Source organism: Arthrobacter silvisoli, from assembly GCF_003369445.1.
GTDB classification, from domain to species: domain Bacteria; phylum Actinomycetota; class Actinomycetes; order Actinomycetales; family Micrococcaceae; genus Arthrobacter; species Arthrobacter silvisoli.
Map to the genome: position 1 here is coordinate 126,476 of NZ_QRCU01000026.1, position 26,254 is coordinate 152,729.

Here is a 26,254-nt window from a genome sequence, read left to right on the forward strand (position 1 = left end):
TGCCGGCACCTGCTGGGGGATGGTGTCGCACTCCGTCGGGCCGTCGGTGCCTTTGTCCGGCCCGGCACATCCCGATTGTAGGACCGGCCGCTCCTGCCGAGAAGGGCCGGATCCGGTGTATGGTGACGGCCCGTATCCGGATCATCCGTCCGCGCGGGCGCAGCTTACAAACCTTGAATTCGAATATATGTTCGAATAATATTGCCCGCATGAAAGAACGCACGCCGGACGGCCCCATGAGAGCGGACGGCCCCATGAAAGCAGACGGCCCCATGAAGGCAATGAGCCCTGGGGTGGTCGATTTCCTGTTCAGGCAGCTGGTCAACGGTGATCCGCCCGAGGATGTGCAATGGCAGCGCGAGGGGACCATGCTCGTCGAAGAACCTCCGGGCGCAGAACTTGCCCGGCGCTTGTCGGAGACGGACCTCGATGCCCTGACGCCCGCGGAACTCTTCGACTACGTCCGTGCCGCCCAGCGGCTGGGTGCCTGGGTCGACAAACTTCGGGAGGCCGCCGTCGGGCGGTATTGCGCGGGGCGGTTCTGACGCGGGAGCTGAATTTGACGGCGGACTCCCCGCCCCCATTCCCGTAACGTGCGGCTGACAGGGTAACGTTTTTCGTATGTCTGACTCCCGCGCAATTGTTCCTGCCCTCGGTACCCTGCTGACCGCGATGGTCACCCCCTTCACCAAGGACGGTGACGTCGATTACAAGCAGGCGGCGGAACTGGCGAACAAGCTGGTCGACGACGGCTGCGACGGCCTGGTCGTCACCGGAACCACGGGCGAAACCTCCACCCTCACCGACGAGGAAAACCTCGGCATGTTCCGCGCCGTCAAGGACGCCGTCGGGGACCGTGCCGCCATCATCGCCGGCACCGGCACCAACGACACCGCCCACTCCGTGCACCTCTCGCAGGAAGCCGCGAAGCTCGGCGTCGACGGGCTCCTGCTCGTCACCCCTTACTACAACAAGCCCAGCCAGGCAGGCATCCGCGCCCACTTTGAAGCCGTGGCCTCCGCCACCGACGTCCCGGTGATGCTCTACGACATCCCCGGACGCTCCTCCGTGCAGATCGCCCCGGACACCATGATCCGGCTGGCCGAACACCCCAACATCGTGGCCGTCAAGGACGCCAAGGCTGACTTCGCCGCCGCCACCCGCGTCATGGCCCGGACCGACCTCGCCTTCTACTCCGGCGACGACGGACTGACCCTCGAGTGGATGGCCCTCGGCGCCGTCGGCCTGGTGGGCGTCACCACGCACGTCGCCACCCGCCGATTCCGCGAACTGGTGGACGCCGTCAACGCCAACGACCTTGGCACCGCGCGCAAGATCAACTTCGAACTGGAACCGGTCATCCGTGCCACGATGACCCGCGTCCAGGGCGCCGTCGCCGCCAAGCAGATTCTTAAATGGCAGGGAGTCCTGCCGAACTCGTATGTCCGTTTGCCCCTCGTGGAGCCGGACGCCGACGAGATCAACACCATCCGCGAGGACTTGGCGGAAGCCGGAATGGACTTCACCGTCTAGGAAGATTCCGCCGGAAAGTAGCGCACTATGACCCAAACCGCCCTTCCCGGACTTACCACTCCACCCAAGCTCAAGGAGGGAACGCTCCGGATCGTGCCCCTCGGCGGCCTGGGTGAAGTCGGCCGCAACATGGCCGTTTTCGAAATCGACGGGAAGCTCCTCATCGTCGACTGCGGCGTGCTCTTCCCCGAAGAGACCCAGCCTGGCGTGGACCTGATCCTCCCGGACTTCAGCTACATCGAAGACCGCTTGGACGACGTCGTCGCCATCGTGCTGACCCACGGGCACGAGGACCACATCGGTGCCGTGCCGTACCTGCTGCGCCTGAAGCCGGACCTGCCCTTGGTGGGTTCACAGCTGACCCTGGCACTGGTGGAGGCCAAGCTCCAGGAACACCGGATCAAGCCGTACACCCTCACCGTCACGGAAGGGCAGATCGAGCAGTTCGGCCCCTTCGAATGCGAATTCGTCGCGGTCAACCACTCCATCCCGGACGCCCTTGCCGTATTCATCCGCACGGCAGGCGGCAACGTGCTGCACACCGGCGACTTCAAGATGGACCAGCTGCCGCTGGACGGCCGGATCACCGACCTGCGCCACTTCGCCCGCCTCGGCGAAGAGGGCGTGGACCTCTTCATGGCCGACTCCACGAACGCGGACGTCCCCGGCTTCACCACCGCGGAAAAGGAAATCGGCCCCACCCTGGAGCGGCTGTTCAGCCAGGCGAAGAAACGCATCATCGTCGCGTCCTTCTCCTCGCACGTGCACCGTGTGCAGCAGGTCCTGGACGCCGCCGCCAAGCACGGCCGGAACGTGGCCTTCGTGGGCCGCTCCATGGTCCGGAACATGGCCATCGCCGCCAAGCTGGGCTACCTGGACGTGCCGCCAGGCATCCTCGTGGACCTGAAGAACATCGACCAGTTGCCGGATCACCGCGTGGTCCTGATGTCCACCGGTTCCCAGGGCGAACCCATGGCCGCACTGTCCCGCATGGCGAACGGCGACCACCGCGTCGTCGTCGGCATCGGCGACACCGTCATCCTGGCCTCGAGCCTCATCCCCGGCAACGAGAATGCCGTCTTCCGGATCATCAACGGCCTGCTCAAGCTCGGCGCGGACGTCATCCACAAGGGCACCGCCAAGGTGCACGTCTCCGGCCACGCCGCTGCCGGTGAGCTGCTCTACTGCTACAACATCCTCAAGCCGCTGAACGCCATGCCCGTGCACGGCGAAACGCGGCACCTGATCGCCAACGGCCGGATCGCCGAGGACTCGGGCGTGCCCACGGAGAACGTCATCCTCGCGGACAACGGCACCGTGATCGACCTGAAGGACCATAAGGCCCGGGTGTCGGGCCAGGTGGAAGTCGGTTTCGTCTACGTGGACGGCTCCAGCGTCGGTGAGATCACGGACGCCGACCTCAAGGACCGCAGGATCCTCGGCGACGAAGGCTTCATTTCGGTCATCACCGTCGTCAACCGCACCACCGGCAAGATCGTCTCCGGCCCGGAGATCCATGCCCGGGGCGTCGCGGAGGACGACGCCGTGTTCGACGAGATCGTGCCGAAGATCAACGCTGCCCTCGAGGAAGCCGTGGTCAACCACCCGGACCACACCAACTACCAGCTCCAGCAGGTGGTGCGCCGCGTAATCGGTACCTGGGTGAACCGCAGGCTCCGCCGCCGCCCGATGATCATCCCCGTGGTCCTCGAGGCGTAGCTCACACGCAGCGGGCCCCTGAGGGGCCCGAAAAGCCGGACGGCCCGGAATCCGCAGGATTCCGGGCCGTTTGCGGTACCGTGGCGGGTATGGCGACTCGTACTTCCTCCGCGCCAAAAGGCAGCTCCACCAGCAGGTCCGGCGGATCCGGCCGGGGCGGAGCCACCACCAAATCCGCCAGGAGCAGCGGCCCGGCTTCCCGGGGCAGCGCCCGCGGCAAGGCAAACGCCGAACCCCAGCAGCCGTGGATCGTCAGGGTCCTGGCCAGGGCCTGGCAGGGGATCGGACACCTTGTCGGCGCCGGAGTGCGCCGCATCGGCTACGACGTCAGCGACCTCGATCCGGCGGACCGCCGCGACGGCGCCGCCCTGTTCAACCTTGTGCTCGGCATCTTCATCGCCACCTTCGCCTGGTGGGGCTTCAGCGGCTGGCTTCCGGACCTCGTCTACAGTGTGGTCAACGGCACCTTCGGCTGGATCTCCCTCTTGCTGCCGCTCATGCTTTTCGTCTGCGCCTTCAGGCTGTTCCGGCGGCCGTGGGACGGCCGCGGCAACAACCGGGTGGGCATCGGCTTCCTCATCATGACCTTCGCCGGAACCGGCCTGGCACACATCATCGGCGGGCAGCCCACGGTCGCGGACGGTTTCGACGGGCTGCGCCGCGCCGGCGGCATGCTCGGCTTCCTCGCCGCCGCGCCGTTGGCGGCCATCCACGCCGCGGTGCCCGTCCTCGTCTACTCCGCCTTGGCCTTCACGTCCCTGCTCATCGTCACCGCGACGCCCTTCGGGGCCATCCCGCAGCGCATCCGCGGTGCGTACGAACACCTCATGGGCGTGGACCTCATGGACGACGGCGCCGGCGGCGACGCGCACGACCGCAGCTACTTGTACGAGAACGACCGCCCCGCCCCGAAGAAGAAAAAGCGCATGCGCCTCTTCGGCAAGGACGAGGACGCCGAGCCGGACCTGGGCGGCTATGTGGGGGACGAGGCCTTCGAACACGCAATAGTCGACGGCGAAGACGGCGCCAAGGCACCGAAGGCACCCTCGGTACCGCCGGGAGTCCGTCGTCCCACCCAGGCGGAGATCGCCGTCGAGAAGATCAAGGCGGCACAAGGGCTCGGGAACAGCAGCCTTGGAAGCGGTCCGGCAAGCGGCGAGAACCCCACGGAGGCGATCCCCGTCGTCGCGCCCGCCACCACGGTGCCCTCGACGCCGGTCAGCCCGCCTCCGCCGCCCACGCCGATCCCGCAGCGTACCGAGCAGCTCTCGCTGGCCGGCGACGTCACGTACACGCTTCCGGCGTCGGACTACCTCACCCCGGGTTCAATTCCGAAGGAACGCACGGAAGCCAATGACGCCGTCGTGGCCGCCCTCACCGACACCATGCAGCAGTTCAATGTGGATGCCACCGTCACCGGCTTCAGCCGCGGCCCCACCGTCACCCGTTACGAAATCGAACTCTCCCCGGGCACCAAAGTTGAACGCGTCACGGCACTGTCCAAGAACATCTCCTACGCGGTGGCCTCCAGCGATGTCCGTATCCTCAGCCCCATCCCGGGCAAGTCCGCCATCGGCATCGAAATCCCCAACACGGACCGCGAGACTGTCTCCCTGGGCGACGTCCTGCGCAGTCAGAACGCCCGCCGTACCGACCACCCGATGGTCATGGGAGTGGGCAAGGACGTCGAAGGCGGGTACGTGGTGGCCAACTTGGCCAAGATGCCGCACTTGCTCGTGGCCGGCGCCACCGGTGCCGGCAAGTCCTCCTTTGTGAACTCGATGATCACCTCGATCCTGATGCGCGCCACGCCGGACGAAGTCCGCATGGTCATGGTTGACCCCAAGCGGGTGGAACTGACCGCCTACGAAGGCGTGCCGCACCTGATCACGCCCATCATCACCAACCCGAAGAAAGCCGCCGAGGCCCTGCAGTGGGTGGTCCGCGAAATGGACGCCCGCTACGACGACCTGGCCAACTACGGCTACAAGCACATCGACGACTTCAACAAGGCCGTCCGGGCGGGCAAGGTGGTTCCGCCGCCGGACTCCAAGCGTGTCATCAAGCCGTACCCGTACCTGCTGGTGATCGTGGACGAACTCGCGGACCTCATGATGGTGGCCCCGCGCGACGTCGAAGACTCGATCGTGCGTATCACCCAGCTGGCCCGCGCCGCCGGCATCCACCTGGTGCTGGCCACGCAGCGTCCGTCGGTGGACGTGGTCACCGGCCTCATCAAGGCCAATGTGCCTTCCCGCATGGCCTTCGCCACCTCCTCCGTCACCGACTCCCGCGTGGTCTTGGACCAGCCCGGCGCGGAAAAGCTCATCGGCCAGGGCGACGCCCTCTTCCTGCCGATGGGTGCCTCCAAGGCCATGCGCGTCCAGGGCGCGTGGGTCTCGGAATCGGAGATCCACAAAGTGGTTGAGCACGTCAAGGGACAGCTGCAGGCGGTCTACCGGGACGACGTCGCCGCGGAGGCGCCGAAGAAGCAGATCGACGACGACATCGGGGACGACCTCGAGGTCCTGTTGCAGGCCACCGAACTCGTGGTCACCACGCAGTTCGGCTCCACCTCGATGCTCCAGCGCAAGCTGCGCGTGGGCTTCGCCAAGGCCGGCCGGCTCATGGACCTGCTCGAGTCCCGCGGCGTCGTCGGTCCGTCCGAAGGATCAAAGGCCCGCGACGTGCTCGTCAAGCCGGACGACCTCGCACCGGTGCTTGCCGCCATGAAGGGCGGCGAAGCGCCTGCCGTCCCCGATGCCCACACCGCAGCGCTCAGTGACAACGCGAACGCGAACATCGCCGTTGGTGGTTATGCCGAAGACCTTGTGGCCGCCGATCTGGACAACCGGACCCAGGCCATCGATTACCACGACGGTGCCGACGGCGGAGAGGACGACGACGGCGAGGACGCCTGGTCGCTGACCGGACGGTAGCCTAGAGGCGTGACTACATCCGAAGGCAGCCAAGCCGGTTCCGGCTCCGAGATCTGGAACCTGCCCAACATCCTGACGATGCTGCGCATCGCCCTCGTCCCCTTCTTCGTCTGGTTCCTGCTTGCCGACAACGGCGAGCATGGCGCCTGGCGCTGGGTCGCCGTCGTCGCCTTCGCCGCGGCAATCTACACGGACAAGCTCGACGGCGACATCGCCCGCAGCCGGAACCTGATCACCAACTTCGGCAAGATCGCCGACCCGATCGCAGACAAGCTGCTCACCGGCTCCGCTCTGGTGCTCCTCTCGGCGCTGGGGGAGCTGCCCTGGTGGATCACCATCGTCATCCTGGTGCGGGAGTGGGGGATTACCGCCCTGCGCTTCTTCGTGATCCGCTATGGCGTCATGCCGGCCTCGCGCGGTGGAAAACTCAAGACCGTCGTCCAGACCGTCGCCATCTTCCTGTTTATCGTGCCGCTGGCGTCGATAGCCCCCTGGCTGTATTGGCTGGCATTCGCCGTGATGCTCGCGGCGCTCGTCATCACCGTCTGGACCGGCGTCGAGTACGTCTTCCAGGCGCTGAGGCTGCGGGCTGCGGGAAGGCGCCCATGAGCCGTACTGCGGAGGAGGCCGCTGCCGAGGTCGTCGCCCTGGCGATCGCCCGGGGCGTCACGGTGGCGACGGCGGAATCCCTCACCGCGGGCATGGTCGCCGCGGTCCTGGCCAACACTCCGGGGGCGTCCGGGATGCTGCAGGGCGGCGTGGTCGCCTACCAGAACTCCGTGAAGGCCGCTGTCCTCGGGGTGTCGGAGTCGTTGCTCGTAGAGGCCGGTTCGGTGGATGCCGGGGTTGCCCGCGCCATGGCGGAGGGCGCCCGGAAAGCATGCGGCGCCGACGTCGGGGTGTCCACTACTGGAGTGGCAGGCCCCGAAGCCCACGACGGGAAAGACGTGGGCACGGTATTTATCGCGGTGGCGTCCGAGCAGGGCAGCGAAGCGTTCGGCTATGCCTTCTCCGGCAGCCGCGGAGAGATCCGGGAACAGGCTGCTGCCGCCGCCTTGGAGAGGGTGCTGGATCTCTTGCGCAACGCCGAGTTACCACAGGTAAAGTAAGCGGGAACAAAAAAGGCAGCCTGATAGTTGTTACATTGTGTCGCCCCGGAGGAGCCGGGGCGCCTAGGATGTAAGACAAACGGGGCACCTTCCACAAGGTGTCCCGAACCGAAGAGGGAGCAAGGCGATACAGATGGTTAAGCAGCCCGTATCCGTAAACGGCGTTGTCCGCTGGAAGGATGTGGGCCTGGCCGAGAAGGCACCGAGCGAACAGAAGGAGCGCAAGATGGTTGTACTGCGTCACGAGATCGGTGATGTTCTGCGCGATGTCCGGCAGCGCCAGGGCCGTACCCTTCGCGAGGTGTCGCACAGCGCCCGCGTATCCCTCGGCTACCTCAGTGAGGTGGAGCGAGGCCAGAAGGAAGCGTCCTCCGAATTGCTGTCCTCAATCTGCACCGCCCTGGATGTCCCGCTGTCCAGCATGCTCCGGGAAGTCAGCGACCGGGTGGCCGTTGCCGAAGGCGTCGCAGTTCCGGATACCGTTCCCCAGGAATTCGCGCAGCGCTACGGACGCGACCTGGATCGCGAACTCAGGGCAGAACTGGGCGGGGACTTCACCCCGGGCGTGCTCTCGGCAGCCCGCTGAGCACCGCGGCATCAACGCAAAATCACATACGCTACGTCACATAGGCGGCACAGCAGAAGGCTCCGGCAGCAGCGCCGGAGCCTTCTTCTTTTGCTTTGGCGGGGCCGGCATAGGGGCGGCCCCGGACCTGGCCTGTTTCAGGCCTGGTCCTTGCCGATCCCTTCGCCATACGCGGTGTTGAGGCGCTCCATGTATTCGGCCAGGGTCCGGATCTCTTCGAGGGGCCATTCGCCCAGCCGCTCGCGGAACACCTGCCGCCGCGCGTCCTGAACCTGGTGCATCTTCTCTTCGCCCTTGGGCGTCAGGCGGATGGACTGGGCCCGCCCGTCCTGCGGATCGGCCTCCTTGTAGACCATGCCGATGCTTTCAAGGAAGGCGATCTGGCGGCTCACCGAAGGTTTGCCGACACCGATGCAGGAGGCCAGTTCGGTCAGCCGCATTGGCCCTTCCTTGCGGATGATCGACAGCAGCCCATAGGCCGCCGGCTCCATGTCCGGATGCACTTGGCGCGAGAGTTGGTGGGAGAGCGAACGGGCCCGGCGCCAGAAGATGCTCAGCTGGTGTTCCACCTGCTGGAGGGCGTTGTCCACACCGTCTCCGTTGACCGGCACCGGTGCATCGTCGGGGGTATTGCTCATGGCAACCATTCTAGAGTCCGGCCACGTGAGAGACTCTATTGGTGCGGATCAGTGACTTTTGGCGACTCATGGAAGACGAGTTCGGGAGCGGCTATGCCCGGGTACTGGCGGGCTCCCTCGTGCTTGCCGGGGTGGGCGGGCGCACGGCCGACCAGGCGTTGGCCGCCGGGCTCGAGCCGCGGAAGGTATGGCTCGCGATCTGCGAAGTCCAGGACGTCCCCGAGGAGCGCCGGCTGGGACGCGACATCAAGATCAAGGATGGGGCCCCGCATCAGTCTTGAGCCGGCCGTAGTTCCGGGCACAGTCCCGGTCCGGCCACGTGCAGTCCTGGCCCCGGCCACGGACCCAGCTTCGAAGCGGTGACACGCGCGGCCCGCTTGTTCGAATATCTGTTCGGATGGGTCTATGCTCCTTTCAGAGGAAAATTGATTCTGACGGACCTCCGCCTGTATCCGTAAACCAGTCCGATTCCGCGTGGTTTATCCACATGGCGCATGTTGCCCGCAAAAAATGTCAGCGGCCGGCACTAGCGTCGGAAGGGACAGGAAGACGGCCCTTCAGGCCAGTCCACAGCGAGAAAGCTCAGAGGTGTGAACCATGGCGGCAAACCCGGATCGTGAGAAGGCGCTCGAAGCAGCGCTTGCCCAGATCGACAAACAATTCGGCAAGGGCTCCATCATGCGCCTGGGTGACGACACCCGCGCGCCCATTGAAGTGATCCCCACCGGATCGATCGCCCTGGACGTCGCCCTGGGCATCGGCGGCCTGCCGCGCGGCCGTGTCGTGGAAATCTACGGCCCGGAATCCTCGGGTAAAACCACCGTGGCTTTGCATGCCGTGGCCAACGCACAGCGCAACGGCGGCATCGCTGCCTTCATCGATGCCGAGCACGCCCTGGACCCGGATTATGCGGCCAAGCTCGGCGTGGACACGGATGCGCTGCTCGTTTCGCAGCCGGACACCGGTGAACAGGCCCTCGAAATCATGGACATGCTGGTGGGCTCCGGCTCCCTGGACATCATCGTCATCGACTCCGTGGCGGCCCTTGTTCCGCGCGCCGAAATCGAAGGCGAAATGGGTGACTCCCACGTGGGTCTGCAGGCCCGCCTGATGAGCCAGGCCCTGCGAAAGATCACCGGCCGCCTGAGCCAGACCAAGACCACCGCCATCTTCATCAACCAGTTGCGTGAAAAGATCGGCGTGTTCTTTGGCTCCCCGGAAACCACCACCGGCGGTAAGGCCCTGAAGTTCTACGCCTCCGTGCGCATCGATGTCCGCCGCATCCAGACCCTCAAGGAGGGCTCTGACTCGGTCGGCAACCGCACCAAGGCCAAAATCGTCAAGAACAAGATGGCCCCGCCCTTCAAGGTCGCCGAGTTCGACATCATCTACGGCCAGGGCATCTCCCGCGAAGGCGGAATCATTGACATGGGTGTCGAGCACGGCATCATCAAGAAGTCGGGTTCCTGGTTCACCTATGACGGCGACCAGCTGGGCCAGGGCATGGAAAACTCGCGCCGCTTCCTGCGCGACAACCCCGAGCTCGCCCAGGAGCTGGAGCGCCTCATCAAGGAGAAGCTCGGCGTCGGCGTCAAGCCCGCGGACGGCGAGGACACCCCGAAGCTGAAGGCCGTTGACGGTTAGGCGGCAGCGCAAGTCTGCTCCGCCCGCGGAACCCTCGGCGGATTCGCCGGTCATGCAGGACGCTGAGGCCGATCCCGAGGCCGTGGCCCGGGCGATTGTCCTGCGGCAGTTGACCAACTCGCCCAAGAGCCGTCAGCAGCTCGCCCGGAAACTGGCCGAACGCAAGGTGCCCGAGGACGTCGCCGGGGCGGTGCTGGACCGCTTCGAAGAGGTCCGACTGATCAACGACTTGGACTTTGCGGAAATGTGGGTCAGGAGCCGCTCCCAAACCAGGAAACTGGCCAAGGGAGCGCTCCGCCGTGAACTGGCGGACAAGGGCATCGATCCCGACACCGCCGAGGAAGCCCTCGGGCAGCTCAGCGACGAAGACGAACAGCAGGCCGCGAGGGACCTGGTAGCACGCAAGCTGCGGAGCGGCGTGGACCTTGGCAGCCGGGAAGAACGGGACAAACACACCAGGCGGTTGGCGGCCATGCTGGCCAGGAAGGGCTACCAGCCCTCGCTGGCCTTCCGGATCGTCGGGGAAGTGCTCGACGAAGCCGGTACCCTTAACGAGTGAGTTTTACCGCTTCTCCCGCAGCCACGTCCTCCGCAGCTGAGCCCCTTGCCGTGCCCGGCGCTGTCCAGGCCACTGGCCAGTCCGCAGCCGAAGCCGCCGGCGCGGCCAGCCGTCAGCGCACCTACCAGGTCCGCACCTTCGGCTGCCAGATGAACGTCCACGACTCCGAGCGCATGGCCGGCCTGCTCGAGGACGCCGGTTACGTTCCGGCTGACGGCGGCCTGGCCGACGTCGTGGTCTTCAACACCTGCGCCGTCCGGGAGAACGCGGACAACAAGCTGTACGGCAACCTCGGCGAACTGAAGCAGGTCAAGGCCGCGCACCCGGGGATGCAGATTGCCGTCGGCGGCTGCCTCGCCCAGAAGGACCGGGACACCATCGTCCGGAAGGCACCGTGGGTGGACGCGGTGTTCGGCACCCACAACGTCGGCGCCCTTCCCGCGCTGCTGGAGCGGGCCCGCCACAATAACGAGGCCCAACTGGAGATCCTCGAATCCTTGGACGTCTTCCCGTCCACGCTGCCTACCAAGCGCGACTCCGTCTACTCGGGCTGGGTGTCGATCTCCGTGGGCTGCAACAACACCTGCACCTTCTGCATCGTGCCCTCCCTGCGCGGCAAGGAGAAGGACCGCCGGCCGGGGGAGATCCTCGCCGAAATCCAGGCCCTCGTGGACGACGGTGCCGTCGAGGTCACGCTCCTTGGCCAGAACGTCAACTCCTACGGCGTGGAATTCGGCGACCGCCTGGCCTTCTCCAAGCTGCTGCGTGCCTGCGGCGGGATCGAAGGACTCGAACGCGTGCGCTTCACCAGCCCGCACCCGGCGGCCTTCACCGACGACGTCATCGACGCCATGGCCGAAACCCCCAACGTGATGCCCCAACTGCACATGCCCCTGCAGTCCGGATCCGACAAGGTCCTCAAGGACATGCGCCGCTCGTACCGTTCCGCCAAGTTCCTGGGAATCCTCGACAAGGTCCGGGAACGGATTCCCCACGCGGCCATCACTACGGACATCATCGTGGGTTTCCCCGGTGAGACCGAGGAGGACTTCCAGGCCACGCTCGACGTCGTCGAAAAGTCCCGCTTCTCCTCGGCCTTCACCTTCCAGTACTCCAAGCGCCCGGGCACTCCGGCCGCCGAGCTGCCCGAGCAGCTTCCCAAGGCCGTCGTCCAGGAGCGCTACGACCGGCTCATCGCACTCCAGGACCGGATCGCCGCCGAAGAGAACGCCAAGCAGCTCGGCCGCAAGGTGGAGCTCCTCGTCACCGCCCAGGCGGGACGGAAGGCAGGAGAGACCCACCGCCTGTCCGGCCGCGCCGCCGATCAGCGCCTTGTGCACTTCTCGGTCCCCGACGGCGCCGAAACACCCCGCCCCGGTGACTTCGTCACCGTCACCATCACCGAAGCCGCCGCCTTCCACCTGCTCGCCGACCCCGCCGGCACGGATGACTACAGCCTGCGGCGCTCCCGGGCAGGCGACGCCTGGGACCGCTCGCAGGCCGATTCCTGCGGCGCTCCCGTGCCCGGCGCCACGGGCAAGGGCAGCAAGGCGGCAGTCTCCCTCGGGATGCCGTCGCTGCCGCTGCGCCGCAGTTGAGCATGCACAGCCCTCCGCCGGTGATAGCCGTCGTCGGGCCCACCGGTTCCGGAAAGTCCGATCTCGGCGTCCAGTTGGCGCTGGCGCTGGACGGCGAGGTGATCAACGCGGACGCCATGCAGTTCTACCGCGGCATGGATATCGGAACGGCGAAGATCAGCCTGGCCGAACGCCACGGAGTGCCGCACCACCTCCTGGACACCATGGACGTCACGGAGGAAGCGAGCGTTTCGGCGTTCCAGCAGGACTGCCGGGCGATCATCGACGACGTCCACGCCCGCGGCAAGCGTGCCATCCTGGTCGGCGGTTCTGGGCTGTACGTCCGGGCCGCCCTCGACGTGCTCGAGTTCCCCGGAACGGATCCGGCCGTCCGCAAGGAGCTCGAAGACGAAGCCGCCGAGCGCGGGCTGTCCGTGCTGATGGACCGCCTGCGCACCGTCGATCCTGTATCCGCCGGCCGCCTCGGCGACGCCCGGCGCATTATCCGGGCGCTTGAAGTGCACCGGCTCACCGGACGCCCCTTCAGTTCCTTCATGCCCATGCGCGAGTACTTCCGCCCCGCCGTGCAAATCGGGCTCGACGTCGACCGTGAACTCCTGCGCGAACGCCTCGCCGTGCGGGTACACCGCATGGTTGACGCCGGACTGCTGGAGGAGGTCCGCGCCCTCGACGCGGCCGGTCTGCGCCGTGGCAAGACCGCTTCGCGGGCGCTCGGATACGCGCAGTTCCTCAGGGTGCTCGACGGCGAATCGGACGTTGCGGCAGCGGCGGAGGAAACCATCGTGGCCACCCGGCAGTTCGCACGCCGCCAGCTCACCTGGTTCCGCGCCGACCCCCGCATCTCCTGGCTCGACTGGCAGGACCCCGGACTTGTCGAGAAGGCTGCGGAGCTGTGCTGACCGGACGCTGCTGTTCCGAGCAAACCGTGCCGGCCAAACTCTGCTGAAGGCCGAGCCCTGTTGATTTAGGTGGATGGCCGCCCGCAGGTAGCCTTGAACCATGGACGAAAGCCTCACGAACACCCTTGGCCTCAACGGACTGCCTTTTTCCAAGGGACACGGCACCGGCAACGACTTCGTCCTGATCGCCGACCCGCAGGACCGGCATGCAATCTCCCCGGAACAGGTCGCAGCGTTGTGCAACCGGCACCTGGGCATCGGCGGCGACGGGCTCATCCGCGCCGTCCCATCTCGCTTCCTGCCCGAAGGCCACGACATCCTTGCGGAGGAACCCACCGCCGAGTGGTTCATGGACTACCGCAACGGCGACGGCTCGCTGTCCGAAATGTGCGGCAACGGTGTCCGGGTCTTCGTGCACTTCCTCATCGACCAGGGCCTCGTGACCCTCGGCGCGGGCGAATCCCTGGCCATCGGAACCCGCGGCGGCGTCAAGCGGATCAGTCGCACCGCGGAGGGCTATGCCGTGGACATGGGCCCCTGGGAGTTCATCTTCCCCGAGGACGCCCGGGACAAGGCCATGGATTCCCTGGTCCACGCCAACGGCCTCGAAGTCGCCCGGCCCGCGCTCTCGGTCAGTATGGGCAACCCGCACACGGTGGTGGCACTGGCCGAACTGTCGGAACTGGAGGCCACGGAACTCTACAAGGCGCCCCAGGTGGACCCTGTCCCGCCGCACGGCACCAACGTCGAATTCGTCGTGCCGGCGGAACCATTGGTCCATGACGGCACCGGGACCATCACCATGCGCGTCCACGAACGTGGCGTGGGGGAGACCCAGTCCTGCGGCACCGGCGCCTGTGCGGCTGCCGTCGCGATCCGGCACTGGGCCGGCGACGGCGCACCGGACAACTGGAAGGTCAACGTCCCCGGCGGTGTCGTCGAGGTGCGCTTCTTCCCCGGCGCCGACGGGCGCGAGCACGTGGAGCTCAGCGGCCCTGCGGTGATTGTCGCTAGTGGTTCCCTTTCCTGACCCGCAGGATCCGGAATGACTTGGCAGTGCTTTCCCTGGTCACGGTGAACGTCTCGTCCAGTTCCTCCGCCAGCCAGCGCTGAAGGGAATCCGATCCCAGGTTCTTCTGCACCACCAGCCAAGCGTCCCCGCCCGGAGCCAGCCGCGGCAGCCACTTCAGCAGCAGCGCATGCAGTTCGGCCTTGCCGATGCGGATCGGCGGGTTCGACCAAATGGTGTCGAAGCTCACGGACGGGTCGACGTCGTCGGGCAGGCTCGCGGTGACATTGTCCAATCCCAGTGCGGCGGCGTTCTCGTTGGTGAGCGTGATGCAGCGGTCGTTGACGTCGACCGCGTAGATCTGCGCTTCCGGTGACATGAGCGCCATGGTCAGCGCGATCGGCCCCCAACCGCAGCCGATATCCAGCAGATTGCCCTGCGCGGCGGGAGCCGGCACTTCGTCCAGCAGGATCACGGTTCCCTTGTCGATACCGTCCGGGCTGAATATGCCCGGGGAGGTGTGGAGCCTGCGGGTGGCGCCTGCCAGTTCCACCGTGAGGGGCTTGCGGGGGAAGGGCCCGGCGGGGGCGTTGAAATAGTGAGCAGACTCCATAGCTTGCCAGAGTAGTTGGCGGCGCCAGCCAAAGGAAACCGCGGCACCCGGACGTGCCTGACAACGCCACCGAAGTGCCTGACAACGCCTGATAGAGTTGTATGCATGTTCTTGATCTTTGAGTAATTCAGCCCCTGCGATGCAGACAGGCCCGGCCATTCCACCCTGGAACCGCCGCGTCAGCCTTTCCGCCTTGGCATGATCCCGGTAACCGATCCGCTGCAGCGGCGTCCCCTCGAGGACACCCGCGGCGGCTGCCGGAAGCTCAACAGATCGATCCACCCGCCGCCCCGCTCCGGCCCCGCCGCAGCCGTACGCCGTTGGGGATTTCCTGTCTGGTCCTGCTCAGGCGTCAGCCCAGCGCGAAGCGCGCACCATCAGACATCAAACGGCATTATTCTGGATATGCCGAACCTCTAAGGAGACCATGACCACGCAGCAGAACACCGGAGCCGATTCCGACGCCCAGGACATGAGTCCTGAACAAATCCAGGCTGTCATCGACCGGATTCTCTCCAAGGATGTGCCGGCACCAGCGCGGGACGACGATTCCCGTGGCGTGTTCGGCAAGGCCCAGGCGATTTCCACCCTGGACGAAGAACACAGCATTTACGACGGCGAGCAGGAAGACCTGGCCGAACGCCGGGCCCTGCGCCGCACGGCTGGCCTGTCCACCGAACTCGAAGATGTCACTGAAGTCGAATACCGGCAGTTGCGCCTTGAGCGCGTTGTCCTGGCCGGGCTGTGGACCGAGGGGACCCTCGCCGACGCCGAGAACTCCCTCCGTGAGCTCGCGGCACTCGCTGAGACCGCCGGTTCCGAAGTGCTGGACGGCATCGTCCAGCGCCGCGGCAAGCCGGACCCCGGCACCTACCTCGGTTCCGGCAAGGCGCTGGAGCTGAGGGACATCGTCATGTCGACCGGCGCGGACACCGTCATCGTGGACACCGAGCTGGCGCCGTCCCAACGGCGCGGCCTGGAAGATATCGTCAAGGTCAAGGTGGTGGACCGCACCACCTTGATCCTGGACATCTTCGCGCAGCACGCAAAAAGCCGCGAAGGCAAGGCCCAGGTGGAGCTGGCCCAGCTCGAATACCTGTTGCCGCGCCTGCGTGGTTGGGGCGAATCCATGTCCCGCCAGGCCGGTGGCCAGGTGGGCGGCGCGGGAGCCGGCATGGGCTCGCGTGGTCCCGGTGAAACGAAGATCGAACTCGACCGTCGGCGCATCCGCACGCGGATGGCGAAGCTGCGGCGGGAGATCGCGGCCATGAAGCCGGCGCGCGAGACCAAGCGGGCCAACCGCCGTCGTAATGCCGTCCCGTCGGTAGCGATCGCCGGCTACACCAACGCCGGAAAGTCGTCCTTGCTCAACCGCCTCACCGATGCCGGGGTGCTGGTCGAGAACGCCCTGTTCGCCACCCTCGACCCCACCGTCCGCAAGGCACAGACCCCGGACGGGATCAGCTACACGCTGGCCGACACGGTCGGCTTCGTGCGCTCCCTGCCCACCCAGCTGGTGGAGGCTTTCCGCTCCACCCTGGAGGAAGTGGCCGACGCCGACCTGATCCTTCACGTCGTGGATGTCTCCCATCCCGATCCTGAAGGCCAGATCGCGGCAGTGCGGACCGTCTTCGCCGAGGTCGATGCCCGGAAGATCCCGGAAATCATCGTGTTGAACAAGGTGGATGCGGCCGATCCGTTCGTCGTCGAACGCCTGAAGCAGAAGGAACCGCGGCACGCTGTCGTTTCCACCCGCACCGGCCAGGGCATCGCCGAACTGCTGGAAGCCATCAGCACGTCCATCCCGCGGCCCGGTGTCCGGCTGGAGGCACTGATTCCGTACAACCGCGGCGAACTCGTCAACAAGCTGCACAAATCCGACGCCGAAATCCTCAGCTTGGAGCATGAGGAAGGCGGCACCCGGGTGGTGGCCATGGTGCACCAGAACCTGGCGGCAGAGCTCGGCGAGTTCGCCATTCATGGCTGAGCAGGAAAACGCAGTCACCGGAGGGTCCAGGGCGGAACGCACCGCCCTGGACCTCCTGGACAAGGCCGTGGCAGGCATGGGCGGGCAGAACCGCACCGGCCAGCACACCATGGCCCTCCACGTTGCCCGGGCCATCGAAAACAATGAGCACCTCCTGGTCCAGGCAGGCACCGGAACCGGCAAGTCCCTCGCCTACCTGGTCCCGCTGATAGCGCACGCGCTGGACAGCAACAAGCCCGCTTTGGTGTCCACGGCGACCCTCGCGCTGCAGAGCCAGATCGTGTCCCGCGACCTGCCCAGGCTCCTCGAAACCCTCAACCCCTTGCTGGACCGTCCGGTGGAGGTGGCGCTGGTCAAGGGCCGGGCGAACTATCTGTGCCGCCACAAGCTGGAGGGCGGATTCCCCAGCGAAGAACCTGCCGAGGGCCAGTTGTTTTCCCTCGGCGAAGACACCAGCGTCCCGCATGTGGCGGCCGCGATCGGCGGCGCCGCATCGCAGCTGGGCAAGGAAGTGCTGCGCCTGCGCGAATGGGCGGAAACCACTTCCACGGGCGACCGCGACGAACTCATGCCCGGCGTGACGGACCGTGCCTGGCGGCAAGTCTCGGTGACCTCCATGGAGTGCCTTGGTTCGCAGAAGTGCCCGCTGGCCGAGGAATGCTTCAGCGAACTCGCCCGGCAACGGGCCGCGGAGGCCGACGTCGTGGTCACCAACCACGCGATGCTCGCCGTCAGTGCCTTCGAGGGCCTGGCCGTGCTGCCGGAATACGACGTCGTGGTGGTGGACGAAGCCCATGAACTCCAGGATCGCGTCACGGGTGCTGTCTCCGGGCAACTCTCGGTGACCATGATCCACGCCGCGGCCTCCAGCGCGCGGAAGCACACAGCCATCACGGTGGACGCGCTCAACTCTGCCGCCGACCGGCTCGAACTTGCCCTGGCCGGTGCCCCCTCCGGGCTGCTGCCGAACGGGCTCAATGACGAACAGCTCGACTGCGTCGATCAGCTCCGGGAGGCCTGCCGGGCAGCGCTCTCGGACTCGAAAGGTGATTCTTCCAACGCGGTCGACGGCGGCCGGCAGCTTGCGCGTTCTCGCCTCCTGCTGATCCTGGAATTGTGCGAACGCCTGCTCGCCGCCCGTGAAAACCGTGAGGTGGTGTGGCTCTCGCGGGCCAGCACCTTCGACCCGCAGCAAGGGTATTCGGCGCCGGACGAGGGCGCCCCGGCGCTGATCAACATCGCCCCGCTGAGCGTGGCCGGGCGCTTGCGCGAAGGATTGTTCGCTGACCACACCGTGGTCCTGACATCCGCGACCCTTGCCATCGGTGCGGCATTCGAGCCGGCGGCCGGCGGCCTCGGCCTGATGGGGGAGGGCGCCCCAAGCTGGACCGGTGTGGACGTCGGCTCACCCTTCGATTACCCGAAGCAGGGGATGCTGTACGTCGCGGCGCATTTGCCTAAACCCGGGCGCGGAACCTCGCCCGAGGCCCTCGACGAACTGGAACGGCTCCTCCGTGCCTCCAAGGGCGGCGCCTTGTGCCTGTTCTCCTCACGCCGCGCGGCCGAAGAAGCGGCCGAACAAATGCGCTCCAGGCTGGATCTCTCCATCCTGTGCCAGGGCGAGTCCACCATGGCCGCCCTCGTGAAGCAGTTCGCCGGGGAAAAAGACACCTGCCTCTTCGGAACGATGTCGCTTTGGCAAGGCGTCGATGTGCCCGGCGGTTCCTGCCGGCTTGTGGTGATCGACAGGATTCCGTTTCCGCGGCCCGATGATCCGCTGATGACAGCCCGCTCACGTGCGGTGGCACAGTCCGGCGGCAACGGCTTCATGGCGGTTTCGGCCACCCATGCTGCGATCCGCCTCGCCCAGGGCGCCGGCCGGCTGATCCGCACCACGGGGGACAAGGGCGTGGTGGCAGTCCTGGACTCCAGGCTCTCCACCGAACGCTACGGCGGATTCCTGCGGGCAGCGCTGCCGCCCTTCTGGGCGACGACGGACCGCACGGTGGTCAGTGGTGCGCTCGAACGGCTGAGCGCGGGCTAGCCGCAGCGCGGCTGCCAGCGGGAGCGCGGGCTAGAGGGAACGCAGGACCGAGACGACCTTGCCCATGATTACGGCGTGGTCGCCGAGGATCGGCTCGTACTGGGTGTTCTGCGGGAGCAGCCAGGTGTGGCCGTCCCGCTGGCGGAACGTCTTGACCGTGGCTTCGTCGTCGAGCAAGGCAGCCACGATGTCGCCATTGACGGCGTCGTTCTGGCGCCGCACGACCACCCAGTCGCCGTCGCAGATTGCTGCGTCGATCATCGAATCACCGGCCACCTTGAGCATGAACAGCTCGCCGTGGCCAACCAGCTGGCGGGGCAGGGGAAGCACGTCCTCCACGGTCTGGTCGGCCAGGATCGGGCCACCGGCGGCGATGCGGCCCACGAGCGGCACCAACGCGGTGTCGCTGGCGCTGGCCAGCTCGGTCACGGCGAGGCCCCCGGTGCTCCGCAGTGAGGCAGGAGCTTCGACTCCCGGAATCTCGGCCCTGCCGTCGAGGGTCAGCGGCATGAGGACTTCCATGGCGCGCGGGCGCTTCGGATCGCGCCGCAGGTAGCCGAGCTTCTCCAGCTGGGACAGCTGGTGCGTGACGCTGGAGAGGCTGGCGAGGCCCACGGTATCGCCGATCTCGCGCATCGACGGCGGGTAGCCGTTGTCATTCACGGAACGCTGGATGGTCTCCAGGATCTTCTTCTGGCGAACGGTCAGGCCCTTGGCTGCCTTGGGCAGCTGCTGGCTCCGAGGGGAGGCCCCGTTGCCGTTGGCTCGTGCTGCCATGTGCCGCGTCCTTCCGTTCCGCCCGGGCCGTTGGCCAGGGACCGGGTCCCTAAAAAGTCAGACCCTCCTGATGCACTTCTCCCGTGCTTGTTCCTTCCTCAAACGTAGGGCAGGTGCAGGGCTTTATCAAACATTTGTTCTAGCGAGTCTCGACACCATTCGTTGATAAGTGCTAAAAATGTCGTAGCAAGGTTCGAATATGTGTTCTAAGTCAGCAGTTCAGCCGCCCCTTGATTCGAACATCGGATTCGAACGCCGGGCAACCGGGCGCTGATGGAAGAAGAGAGAATTGGCAGCCATGCGCCGGGCGGGTCCGGGTGCAGGCTTTTCACCAGGAGGGCTCAGCTCATGTCCGGCATCACCGTCACCCGCGAATTTCCCCAGGCTGTCCCCGGCCGCCTCCGCCTGACCCGTCGTGGCCGCATCGTCTTCTTCGGCATTCCGGCGATGCTCCTGCTCGCCGCGCTGCTGACCTTCGTCGGATTCCTGAACTCGCCGGCCAAGGCTGCCGATGAGGGGACTGTGCTGCGCACTACCCCGACTGTCGCCGTCACCGTGCAGGCCGGCCAGTCCTTGTGGGGGATCGCGGGAGCCGCAGCCCCGTTGCGCGATCCGCGCGATGTCATCGTGGAAATCATCCAGCTGAACAACCTGGAAGGCGGACGGATCGTCCCCGGCCAGCAGCTGTTCGTCCCCGCCGCCTGATCCCACGCGGACGCCGGGCCGCCAGTCCAAGGCAGGGCCGCAGCTGTCACAGTTTCAGGGCACCAGCGCTTGCACCTTAAACTGTCATGGTGAGTGAGCAGCTAGAGCGACTTGACCGACTTCCCCTCCGGAACAACCTCCGCGGACTGAGCCCGTACGGCGCCCCGCAGTTGGACGTTCCGATCTTGCTCAACGTCAACGAAAACACCCATGGCGTTCCTTCGGATGTCCAGGCCGCGATCACCGAGGCGGTAGCCAAGGCCGCCATGGGCCTGAACCGGTATCCCGACCGCGAATTCACGGAGCTCCGCGAAGCGCTGGCCGAATACCTCGGCCACGGCCTCACCCCGGAGAATATCTGGGCGGCCAACGGCTCCAATGAGGTCCTCCAGCAGGTCCTCCAGGCCTTCGGCGGTCCCGGGCGCACCGCCTTGGGCTTCCCGCCCACGTATTCGATGTACCCACTTCTCGCCAGCGGAACCGACACCGCCTACATCACCGGCGTCCGCGCCGAGGATTACGGGCTGGACGCCGCGTCCGCCGCTGCACAGGTCCGGGAACTGCAGCCGAACATCGTGTTCCTCTGCTCTCCGAACAACCCCACCGGCACCGGCCTTGGCCTTGACGTCGTCGAGGCCGTCTACGAAGCCGGGGAAGCAAGCCAGGCGATTGTCATTGTCGACGAGGCGTACCACGAGTTCGCCCACGACGGCACACCCAGCGCACTGACCCTGCTGCCCGGCCGGGAACGCCTCATCGTTTCGCGCACCATGAGCAAGGCCTTCGCCCTTGCCGGCGCCCGCGTGGGCTACCTGGCGGCGGCGCCCGAGGTCACCGACGCCATCCGGCTGGTCCGCCTGCCCTACCACCTCTCCGCTGTCACCCAGGCCACCGCCCTCGCAGCCCTCAGGCACCGCGAGGCTCTTATGGCCGACGTCGAGGACATCAAGGTCCAGCGCGACCGCATCGTCGACGGCCTGGCCCGCCTGGGACTGAAGCCCGCATCCTCCGACTCGAACTACGTCTTCTTTGGCGGCCTCGAAAATCCGCACGAGGTCTGGCAGGGCCTGCTCGACGCCGGCGTGCTGATCCGCGACGTCGGCATCCCCGGCCACTTACGCGTAACCGCGGGTACCGAAGCCGAAACCACGGCGTTCCTCGAAGCCCTCGAAGCCCTTCTTGACGGCCGCGCCCCGGCCCGGGCCTAGACTTTAAGCTGATCCACGTCTCCCTTCTAAGGACAATTCAATGAGCGAAAACGGCGCCACTACGGCAGCCGCCCGGACCGCACGCATGGAACGCGCTACCAGCGAGTCTTCGGTCTTCGTCGAAATCAACCTCGACGGCACCGGCGTCTCCGACATCAGCACCTCCGTGCCGTTCTACGACCACATGCTGACTGCGCTCTGTAAGCATTCGCTCATCGACATGACCGTCAAGGCCACCGGCGACACCCACATCGACGCCCACCACACGGTGGAAGACGTCGCCATCACTTTCGGCGAAGTCCTGCGCACTGCGCTCGGCAACAAGGCCGGAATCCGCCGCTTCGGCGAAGCCACCGTGCCCCTCGACGAAGCCCTGGCACACGCCGTCGTGGACGTCTCCGGTCGCCCGTACCTGGTGCACGGCGGCGAGCCCGCGGGCCAGGAGTACCACCTCATCGGAGGACACTTCACCGGTTCGCTGACCCGCCACGTTTTCGAAGCGATCACCCTGCACGCCGGCATCTGCCTGCACATGAACGTGCTGGCCGGCCGCGACCCGCACCACATCGTGGAAGCCCAGTTCAAGGCGTTCGCCCGCGCCCTCCGCGCCGCCGTGGAATCCGACCCCCGCGTGGAGGGCATCCCGTCCACCAAGGGAGCCCTGTGAGCAAGCAGATCCTCAAGGACGGCGCCGTCGTGGACCCCGACGCCGCCGGCCGCATCGTTTCGCCTGACGGCAAGCCCACCGTCACCGTCCTGGACTACGGCTCCGGGAACGTGCGCTCCGCGGTGCGCGCCCTGGAGCGGGCCGGCGCCCAGGTGACCCTCAGCGCCAAACCCGAAGACGTCCTGAACGCCGACGGCCTGCTGGTACCCGGCGTCGGCGCCTTCGAAACCGTGATGCGCGAGCTGAAGGCCGTCGATGCCATCCGCATGATCGGGCGCAGGGTTGCCGGCGGACGTCCCGTGCTCGCCATCTGCGTGGGCCTGCAGGTCCTCTTCGAAGCCGGCGTGGAGCACGGCACCGAATCCGAGGGCATGGGGGAGTGGCCAGGGAAGGTCGAACTGCTGCCCGCCCCGGTCGTCCCGCACATGGGCTGGAACACCGTGCAGGTGCCGGAAGGCTCCAAACTGTTCGCCGGCGTCGAGAACGAACGCTTCTACTTCGTGCACTCCTACGGTGTGCAGAAGTGGGAATTCGACGTCGCGCAGCCGCGGATGGCCCCGCCCATGGTCACCTGGTCCGAGCACGGCGCGCCCTTCATCGCCGCCGTGGAGAACGGTCCGCTGTGCGCCACCCAGTTCCATCCGGAGAAGTCCGGCGACGCCGGGGCACGCCTGCTGCGCAACTGGGTCGAGGGCCTGCGCCCCAAGCCCGCCGCGGCCGGCGCTCCGGAAGCCACCGACTGAAATGTGGTCGATCATCCTGATGGGCCTGGCCGGGCTGCTGATCGGTGGCGGGATTTCCTTCCACCAGCAGAAGCGGCCCCGCTGGGTTTCCATTTCCTTCTACGTGCTGGCCGCCATGTCGCTGCTGGCCGCCTACCTGCTGACCCTGCCGGGCAAGTGACGCCCGCTTCCGTCCCCAACCCCGAGGATTCCCATGGCCACCGCCCCTGAACTGCCCGTCCTGGAACTGCTGCCCGCCGTCGACATCGTGGACGGCCAGGCCGTCCGCCTCCTGCAGGGCGAGGCCGGCTCCGAAACGAGCTACGGCACCCCCCTCGAAGCCGCCCTGAACTGGCAGAACGACGGGGCCGAATGGGTGCACATGGTGGACCTCGACGCCGCCTTCGGCCGCGGGAACAATGCGGACCTCATCAGTGAGGTCGTCTCGCGGCTGGATGTCAAGGTTGAGCTGTCCGGCGGCCTGCGCGACGACGAATCCCTCGAACGTGCCCTCGGGCTCGGCGTCGCCCGTGTCAACCTCGGCACCGCCGCCCTCGAAAACCCCGAATGGACCCGCCGCGCCATCGAACGCTTCGGCGACAAGATCGCCGTCGGCCTCGACGTCCGCGGCACCACCCTGGCCGGCCGCGGCTGGACCAAGGAAGGCGGGGACCTCTGGGAGGTGCTGGCCCGCCTCGAGGACGCCGGCTGCGCACGCTACGTCGTCACCGACGTGACCAAGGACGGCACGCTGCAGGGCCCCAACGTCGAACTGCTCAAGCAGATGGTCGAAAAGACCGGCAAGCCCGTCGTCGCCTCCGGCGGCATCTCCAGCCTGGAAGACCTGCGCGTCCTGCGTGAACTGGTGCCGCTCGGCGTCGAGGGCGCGATCGTGGGCAAGGCCCTGTACGCGGGAGCCTTCACGCTTCCCGAAGCCCTGGACGTAGCCGGCCGCCGCTGATGCACGGACAGCAGGAACCGGCACCGAACGCTCCCGAAGGCGCTGCGCCCAGGCGGGAACTGCCCGGCCATATCGCCGCGGCCCTGGCCGGCGCCGGGGGAGCGAGCGACTCGGCGGGAACGCCATGGGCTGGCCGCGACCTGAGCGGCGACGCCGCGAAGATCCATAACTTCGAGGACGACGACGGCACCGCCGACGCCGGGTACCTCGCCGCCATCGAAGCCCTCCGCGAGGGCCGGGGCGGCGAAGCGGACGTGGTCCGGGCGTTGGCTACCGCACGTGTCTTCGTGCCCGTCATGGCGACCCTGGCAGAGGAAGCCGACGGGGTCGACGGACTCCATGCTGACAAGCAGGCCGACATGGCCTTGGTCACCCTGAAAGCCCCTGACGGCCGGACGGCGATGCCGGTGTTCACCTCGGCGGCCGCACTGGAATCCTGGCATCCGGAAGCCCGGCCCGTCGCCGTCTACGCCGCCCGTGCCGCGCTTTCCGCTGTTTCCGAGGGCGCCCAGTTGCTCGTCCTGGACCCGGGCTCCGAGCTGACATTCGTGGTCCGCCGCCCGGCAGTGTGGGCATTGGCACAGCAGCGCGACTGGACGCCGTCGTACCTGGATGATCAACTGGAGTCTGCTCTCGCTTCCGCGGCCAGGGAATTCCCGGCGGTGCGCCGCCTGGAAACCCGCCAGGGCGCCGGAACGGCGTCCCGAACGGGCACCGGACAGACGGTGGCCGGCGGCGGTGCCGGTCCCGAACTGCAGGTGGTGCTCTTCCTTGCCGACGGCCTCGATGCCGCCGGCCTGCAGGCGCTGCTGGGACGGCTGAACGACGCGTGGGCACAGCTTGATGTCTTCGCCGAGAACGTCGACTCGCTCGAGGTCAAGCTGCAGCGCTTCGCGCAGGAGACTGCGCCTTAGTCACGGTTGCACCGGTTCACGGGCAGCCACCCGGGGAACAAAGAGGTTGTAGCTCGTGAATTTCGCTCTCTACAGGGAGACTCTGTCCATCCGTTCGGTCAGGCAACTGCTGATCATCGGCCTGATCGCACGCATTCCGCACTCGGCGGCCGGCGTGCTCCTGACGCTGCACATCGTGCTGACGTTGAACGAGGGTTACGCGGCGGCCGGCGCCGCCGCGGCCCTGATGACCATCGGTATCGCCATCGGCGCACCCTGGCGGGGCCGTCGCGTCGACCGGGCCGGCCTCCGCAAGGCGCTCATCCCGTCGGTCGTCTCCGAGGCACTGATCTGGGCGGTTGTCCCGCACGTCAGCTACCAGTGGGTGCTGCCCCTGGTGTTCGTCGGCGGCCTTTTCAGCCTGCCTATCTTCAGCGTCATCAGGCAGTCTTTGGGGGTGCTCGTCGAAGGTGAACAGCGGCGCTCCGCCTTCGCCCTCGATTCCATCTTCACCGAACTGGTCTTCATGATCGGACCCGCGGCCGGCGCCATCGCCGCGACGAGCGGCTACTCCGCCGTTGCCCTGACGGCGGTCGGCGCCTCCGCGTCAGTGGCAGGCCTCTTCCTGATCTGGTTCAACCCGCCCACCCGCACCGAGGACACCTGCACCGCGGAGGAAAGTGCCGCACGCGCCGCGGACGATCTCGCCGCGGCCGGCGCCGCAATCGTCGCCTCGGCGGCGCATGCGCAGGAGGCTGCCTCCGAACTGGCGCCCGCCGGGTCCAGGCTGGCCCGCCTGCGCGGGCACGTCGCGCGGAACTTCGCCTGGCTGACGGTCTCCGTTGCGGCCGTGTTCGTCGTCGCGGCAGGCTCCGGCATGGTGCTCAGCGGCACCGACGTCGGCATCGTCGCGATCCTGGAACGCTCCGGGCACCAGACCGAACTCGGCATCGTCTTCTTCTTCTGGTGTGCCGCCTCCGTGATCGGCGGCGTGGTCTACGGTGCGATGCACCGGCCCGTTTCACCACTGCTGCTCCTGCTCGGCATGGCCGCACTGACCATCCCGATGGGCCTCGCCCGGGACACCTGGACCCTGGCCATCCTCTCCTTGCTGCCCGGCCTGCTGTGTGCGCCGGTGCTGTCGGCCGCCTCGGAGAAGGTCGCCGACCTCGTCGGCGAGGAACGCAGGGGAGAAGCCATGGGCTGGTACGGCTCGGCCCTGACCGCCGGCGTCGCGCTCGGCGCCCCGCTGGCGGGCGTGTTCATCGACGGCATCGGTTCCTGGGCGGGCTTCGTTTCCGTGGGCGTCGCCGGCGTCGCGCTCTGCCTCACGGGCCTGGTGCTGATGAAGATCCGCCGGGCGGCCCTGGTCCGCTAGCCGCGTTCCCAACTACAGACGACGACGGCGGCGCCCCCACCAGGGGGCGCCGCCGTCGTCGTGGTG

General features: G+C 67.0%; 26 protein-coding genes. 23 read left to right on the top strand and 3 right to left on the bottom strand.

From position 1 onward, the window contains the following. Positions 1 to 209 precede the first annotated feature (209 nt). The 7 genes from DWV11_RS06605 to DWV11_RS06635 all read left to right on the top strand — a co-directional run bounded on the left by DWV11_RS06605 (position 210) and on the right by DWV11_RS06635 (position 7,886). Positions 210 to 545 (top strand): hypothetical protein, encoded by a 336-nt coding sequence (locus tag DWV11_RS06605; RefSeq protein WP_245953470.1) that lies wholly within the window; start codon positions 210 to 212, stop codon positions 543 to 545. A 76-nt stretch (positions 546 to 621) separates the two neighbouring features. Next, on the top strand, positions 622 to 1,533 hold the full coding sequence (gene dapA / locus DWV11_RS06610; protein ID WP_115788085.1) for a 4-hydroxy-tetrahydrodipicolinate synthase: 912 nt from the start codon (positions 622 to 624) through the stop codon (positions 1,531 to 1,533). Positions 1,534 to 1,560: 27 nt separating this feature from the next. Next, positions 1,561 to 3,252, top strand: coding sequence for a ribonuclease J (locus DWV11_RS06615; protein ID WP_115788086.1), 1,692 nt, complete (start codon positions 1,561 to 1,563; stop codon positions 3,250 to 3,252). 89 nt (positions 3,253 to 3,341) lie between these two features. Then, on the top strand, positions 3,342 to 6,191 hold the full coding sequence (locus DWV11_RS06620; protein ID WP_115788087.1) for an FtsK/SpoIIIE family DNA translocase: 2,850 nt from the start codon (positions 3,342 to 3,344) through the stop codon (positions 6,189 to 6,191). Positions 6,192 to 6,200: 9 nt separating this feature from the next. Beyond that, a complete protein-coding gene (gene pgsA / locus DWV11_RS06625; RefSeq protein ID WP_115788088.1) occupies positions 6,201 to 6,800 on the top strand; it encodes a CDP-diacylglycerol--glycerol-3-phosphate 3-phosphatidyltransferase in 600 nt (199 codons plus the stop codon). After that, positions 6,797 to 7,300 carry a CinA family protein gene (locus tag DWV11_RS06630; protein WP_115788089.1) on the top strand — a complete coding sequence of 168 codons (504 nt, stop codon included), beginning with the start codon at positions 6,797 to 6,799 and terminating at the stop codon, positions 7,298 to 7,300. Before pgsA ends, DWV11_RS06630 begins: the two co-directional genes overlap by 4 nt. Positions 7,301 to 7,433: 133 nt before the next feature. Beyond that, positions 7,434 to 7,886: a helix-turn-helix domain-containing protein gene (locus DWV11_RS06635; RefSeq protein ID WP_115788090.1), complete on the top strand. Its 453-nt coding sequence runs from the start codon at positions 7,434 to 7,436 to the stop codon at positions 7,884 to 7,886. A gap of 137 nt (positions 7,887 to 8,023) precedes the next feature. On the opposite strand, the gene DWV11_RS06640 is transcribed toward DWV11_RS06635, so the two are convergent. Further along, positions 8,024 to 8,524, bottom strand: a complete 501-nt coding sequence (locus tag DWV11_RS06640; RefSeq protein WP_245953471.1) for a MarR family winged helix-turn-helix transcriptional regulator — start codon at positions 8,522 to 8,524, stop codon at positions 8,024 to 8,026. 41 nt (positions 8,525 to 8,565) lie between these two features. Between DWV11_RS06640 and DWV11_RS06645 the strand changes: the two genes are divergently transcribed. The 6 genes from DWV11_RS06645 (at position 8,566) to dapF (ending at position 14,254) form a co-directional block, all read left to right on the top strand. Next, positions 8,566 to 8,805: a DUF3046 domain-containing protein gene (locus tag DWV11_RS06645; protein ID WP_115788118.1), complete on the top strand. Its 240-nt coding sequence runs from the start codon at positions 8,566 to 8,568 to the stop codon at positions 8,803 to 8,805. A gap of 316 nt (positions 8,806 to 9,121) precedes the next feature. Continuing rightward, entirely contained in the window at positions 9,122 to 10,168 is a 1,047-nt protein-coding gene (gene recA, locus DWV11_RS06650) for a recombinase RecA (RefSeq protein WP_115788092.1), read from the top strand. 52 nt (positions 10,169 to 10,220) lie between these two features. Further along, complete coding sequence (locus DWV11_RS06655) at positions 10,221 to 10,727, top strand: regulatory protein RecX (RefSeq protein ID WP_115788093.1); 507 nt, start codon at positions 10,221 to 10,223, stop codon at positions 10,725 to 10,727. A gap of 50 nt (positions 10,728 to 10,777) precedes the next feature. Then, positions 10,778 to 12,325, top strand: a complete 1,548-nt coding sequence (miaB, locus tag DWV11_RS06660; RefSeq protein ID WP_115788094.1) for a tRNA (N6-isopentenyl adenosine(37)-C2)-methylthiotransferase MiaB — start codon at positions 10,778 to 10,780, stop codon at positions 12,323 to 12,325. A 2-nt stretch (positions 12,326 to 12,327) separates the two neighbouring features. Next, entirely contained in the window at positions 12,328 to 13,224 is an 897-nt protein-coding gene (miaA, locus tag DWV11_RS06665; protein WP_115788095.1) for a tRNA (adenosine(37)-N6)-dimethylallyltransferase MiaA, read from the top strand. A 100-nt stretch (positions 13,225 to 13,324) separates the two neighbouring features. Next, positions 13,325 to 14,254 carry a diaminopimelate epimerase gene (gene dapF / locus DWV11_RS06670; protein ID WP_115788096.1) on the top strand — a complete coding sequence of 310 codons (930 nt, stop codon included), beginning with the start codon at positions 13,325 to 13,327 and terminating at the stop codon, positions 14,252 to 14,254. Here the strand turns inward: dapF and DWV11_RS06675 are convergent. Then, the gene (locus tag DWV11_RS06675; protein ID WP_115788097.1) at positions 14,235 to 14,846 is read right to left on the bottom strand and encodes a class I SAM-dependent methyltransferase; all 612 of its coding nucleotides are present in this window, start codon (positions 14,844 to 14,846) and stop codon (positions 14,235 to 14,237) included. The genes dapF and DWV11_RS06675 overlap by 20 nt on opposite strands. A gap of 427 nt (positions 14,847 to 15,273) precedes the next feature. Between DWV11_RS06675 and hflX the strand changes: the two genes are divergently transcribed. Together hflX and DWV11_RS06685 are read left to right on the top strand one after the other, a co-directional pair. Beyond that, positions 15,274 to 16,833, top strand: coding sequence for a GTPase HflX (gene hflX / locus DWV11_RS06680; RefSeq protein ID WP_115788098.1), 1,560 nt, complete (start codon positions 15,274 to 15,276; stop codon positions 16,831 to 16,833). Next, positions 16,826 to 18,877 carry an ATP-dependent DNA helicase gene (locus tag DWV11_RS06685; protein WP_115788099.1) on the top strand — a complete coding sequence of 684 codons (2,052 nt, stop codon included), beginning with the start codon at positions 16,826 to 16,828 and terminating at the stop codon, positions 18,875 to 18,877. Before hflX ends, DWV11_RS06685 begins: the two co-directional genes overlap by 8 nt. Before the next feature lie 30 nt (positions 18,878 to 18,907). On the opposite strand, the gene lexA is transcribed toward DWV11_RS06685, so the two are convergent. Continuing rightward, positions 18,908 to 19,654, bottom strand: coding sequence for a transcriptional repressor LexA (lexA, locus tag DWV11_RS06690; RefSeq protein WP_115788100.1), 747 nt, complete (start codon positions 19,652 to 19,654; stop codon positions 18,908 to 18,910). Positions 19,655 to 20,002: 348 nt separating this feature from the next. Between lexA and DWV11_RS06695 the strand changes: the two genes are divergently transcribed. The 8 genes from DWV11_RS06695 to DWV11_RS06725 all read left to right on the top strand — a co-directional run bounded on the left by DWV11_RS06695 (position 20,003) and on the right by DWV11_RS06725 (position 26,188). After that, positions 20,003 to 20,359, top strand: a complete 357-nt coding sequence (locus DWV11_RS06695; protein WP_245953473.1) for a LysM peptidoglycan-binding domain-containing protein — start codon at positions 20,003 to 20,005, stop codon at positions 20,357 to 20,359. A gap of 89 nt (positions 20,360 to 20,448) precedes the next feature. Then, positions 20,449 to 21,567 carry a histidinol-phosphate transaminase gene (locus DWV11_RS06700; RefSeq protein WP_115788120.1) on the top strand — a complete coding sequence of 373 codons (1,119 nt, stop codon included), beginning with the start codon at positions 20,449 to 20,451 and terminating at the stop codon, positions 21,565 to 21,567. 40 nt (positions 21,568 to 21,607) lie between these two features. After that, entirely contained in the window at positions 21,608 to 22,234 is a 627-nt protein-coding gene (gene hisB, locus DWV11_RS06705) for an imidazoleglycerol-phosphate dehydratase HisB (RefSeq protein ID WP_115788101.1), read from the top strand. After that, positions 22,231 to 22,977 carry an imidazole glycerol phosphate synthase subunit HisH gene (hisH, locus tag DWV11_RS06710; protein ID WP_115788102.1) on the top strand — a complete coding sequence of 249 codons (747 nt, stop codon included), beginning with the start codon at positions 22,231 to 22,233 and terminating at the stop codon, positions 22,975 to 22,977. The genes hisB and hisH overlap by 4 nt, the downstream gene beginning before the upstream one ends. A 1-nt stretch (position 22,978) precedes the next feature. Then, positions 22,979 to 23,137, top strand: coding sequence for a hypothetical protein (locus tag DWV11_RS20050; RefSeq protein ID WP_162943752.1), 159 nt, complete (start codon positions 22,979 to 22,981; stop codon positions 23,135 to 23,137). A gap of 33 nt (positions 23,138 to 23,170) precedes the next feature. Continuing rightward, positions 23,171 to 23,917 (top strand): bifunctional 1-(5-phosphoribosyl)-5-((5-phosphoribosylamino)methylideneamino)imidazole-4-carboxamide isomerase/phosphoribosylanthranilate isomerase PriA, encoded by a 747-nt coding sequence (priA, locus tag DWV11_RS06715; protein ID WP_115788103.1) that lies wholly within the window; start codon positions 23,171 to 23,173, stop codon positions 23,915 to 23,917. Continuing rightward, entirely contained in the window at positions 23,917 to 24,831 is a 915-nt protein-coding gene (locus tag DWV11_RS06720) for an SseB family protein (protein ID WP_115788104.1), read from the top strand. Before priA ends, DWV11_RS06720 begins: the two co-directional genes overlap by 1 nt. Positions 24,832 to 24,886: 55 nt before the next feature. Then, the gene (locus DWV11_RS06725; RefSeq protein ID WP_115788105.1) at positions 24,887 to 26,188 is read left to right on the top strand and encodes an MFS transporter; all 1,302 of its coding nucleotides are present in this window, start codon (positions 24,887 to 24,889) and stop codon (positions 26,186 to 26,188) included. Positions 26,189 to 26,254 lie beyond the last annotated feature (66 nt).

Bases quoted from the DNA above. Each gene is read 5' to 3' on its own strand.
- DWV11_RS06620 (WP_115788087.1), top strand. From the start codon at position 3,342: ATGGCGACTCGTACTTCCTCCGCGCCAAAAGGCAGCTCCACCAGCAGG.
- dapF (WP_115788096.1), top strand. From the start codon at position 13,325: ATGGACGAAAGCCTCACGAACACCCTTGGCCTCAACGGACTGCCTTTT.
- miaA (WP_115788095.1), top strand. From the start codon at position 12,328: ATGCACAGCCCTCCGCCGGTGATAGCCGTCGTCGGGCCCACCGGTTCC.
- recA (WP_115788092.1), top strand. From the start codon at position 9,122: ATGGCGGCAAACCCGGATCGTGAGAAGGCGCTCGAAGCAGCGCTTGCC.
- hisB (WP_115788101.1), top strand. From the start codon at position 21,608: ATGAGCGAAAACGGCGCCACTACGGCAGCCGCCCGGACCGCACGCATG.
- hflX (WP_115788098.1), top strand. From the start codon at position 15,274: ATGACCACGCAGCAGAACACCGGAGCCGATTCCGACGCCCAGGACATG.
- DWV11_RS06655 (WP_115788093.1), top strand. From the start codon at position 10,221: ATGCAGGACGCTGAGGCCGATCCCGAGGCCGTGGCCCGGGCGATTGTC.
- DWV11_RS06640 (WP_245953471.1), bottom strand. From the start codon at position 8,524: ATGAGCAATACCCCCGACGATGCACCGGTGCCGGTCAACGGAGACGGT.
- lexA (WP_115788100.1), bottom strand. From the start codon at position 19,654: ATGGCAGCACGAGCCAACGGCAACGGGGCCTCCCCTCGGAGCCAGCAG.
- DWV11_RS06615 (WP_115788086.1), top strand. From the start codon at position 1,561: ATGACCCAAACCGCCCTTCCCGGACTTACCACTCCACCCAAGCTCAAG.
- DWV11_RS06695 (WP_245953473.1), top strand. From the start codon at position 20,003: ATGTCCGGCATCACCGTCACCCGCGAATTTCCCCAGGCTGTCCCCGGC.
- DWV11_RS06685 (WP_115788099.1), top strand. From the start codon at position 16,826: ATGGCTGAGCAGGAAAACGCAGTCACCGGAGGGTCCAGGGCGGAACGC.
- DWV11_RS06605 (WP_245953470.1), top strand. From the start codon at position 210: ATGAAAGAACGCACGCCGGACGGCCCCATGAGAGCGGACGGCCCCATG.
- priA (WP_115788103.1), top strand. From the start codon at position 23,171: ATGGCCACCGCCCCTGAACTGCCCGTCCTGGAACTGCTGCCCGCCGTC.
- DWV11_RS20050 (WP_162943752.1), top strand. From the start codon at position 22,979: ATGTGGTCGATCATCCTGATGGGCCTGGCCGGGCTGCTGATCGGTGGC.
- DWV11_RS06720 (WP_115788104.1), top strand. From the start codon at position 23,917: ATGCACGGACAGCAGGAACCGGCACCGAACGCTCCCGAAGGCGCTGCG.
- dapA (WP_115788085.1), top strand. From the start codon at position 622: ATGTCTGACTCCCGCGCAATTGTTCCTGCCCTCGGTACCCTGCTGACC.
- DWV11_RS06630 (WP_115788089.1), top strand. From the start codon at position 6,797: ATGAGCCGTACTGCGGAGGAGGCCGCTGCCGAGGTCGTCGCCCTGGCG.
- DWV11_RS06675 (WP_115788097.1), bottom strand. From the start codon at position 14,846: ATGGAGTCTGCTCACTATTTCAACGCCCCCGCCGGGCCCTTCCCCCGC.
- DWV11_RS06635 (WP_115788090.1), top strand. From the start codon at position 7,434: ATGGTTAAGCAGCCCGTATCCGTAAACGGCGTTGTCCGCTGGAAGGAT.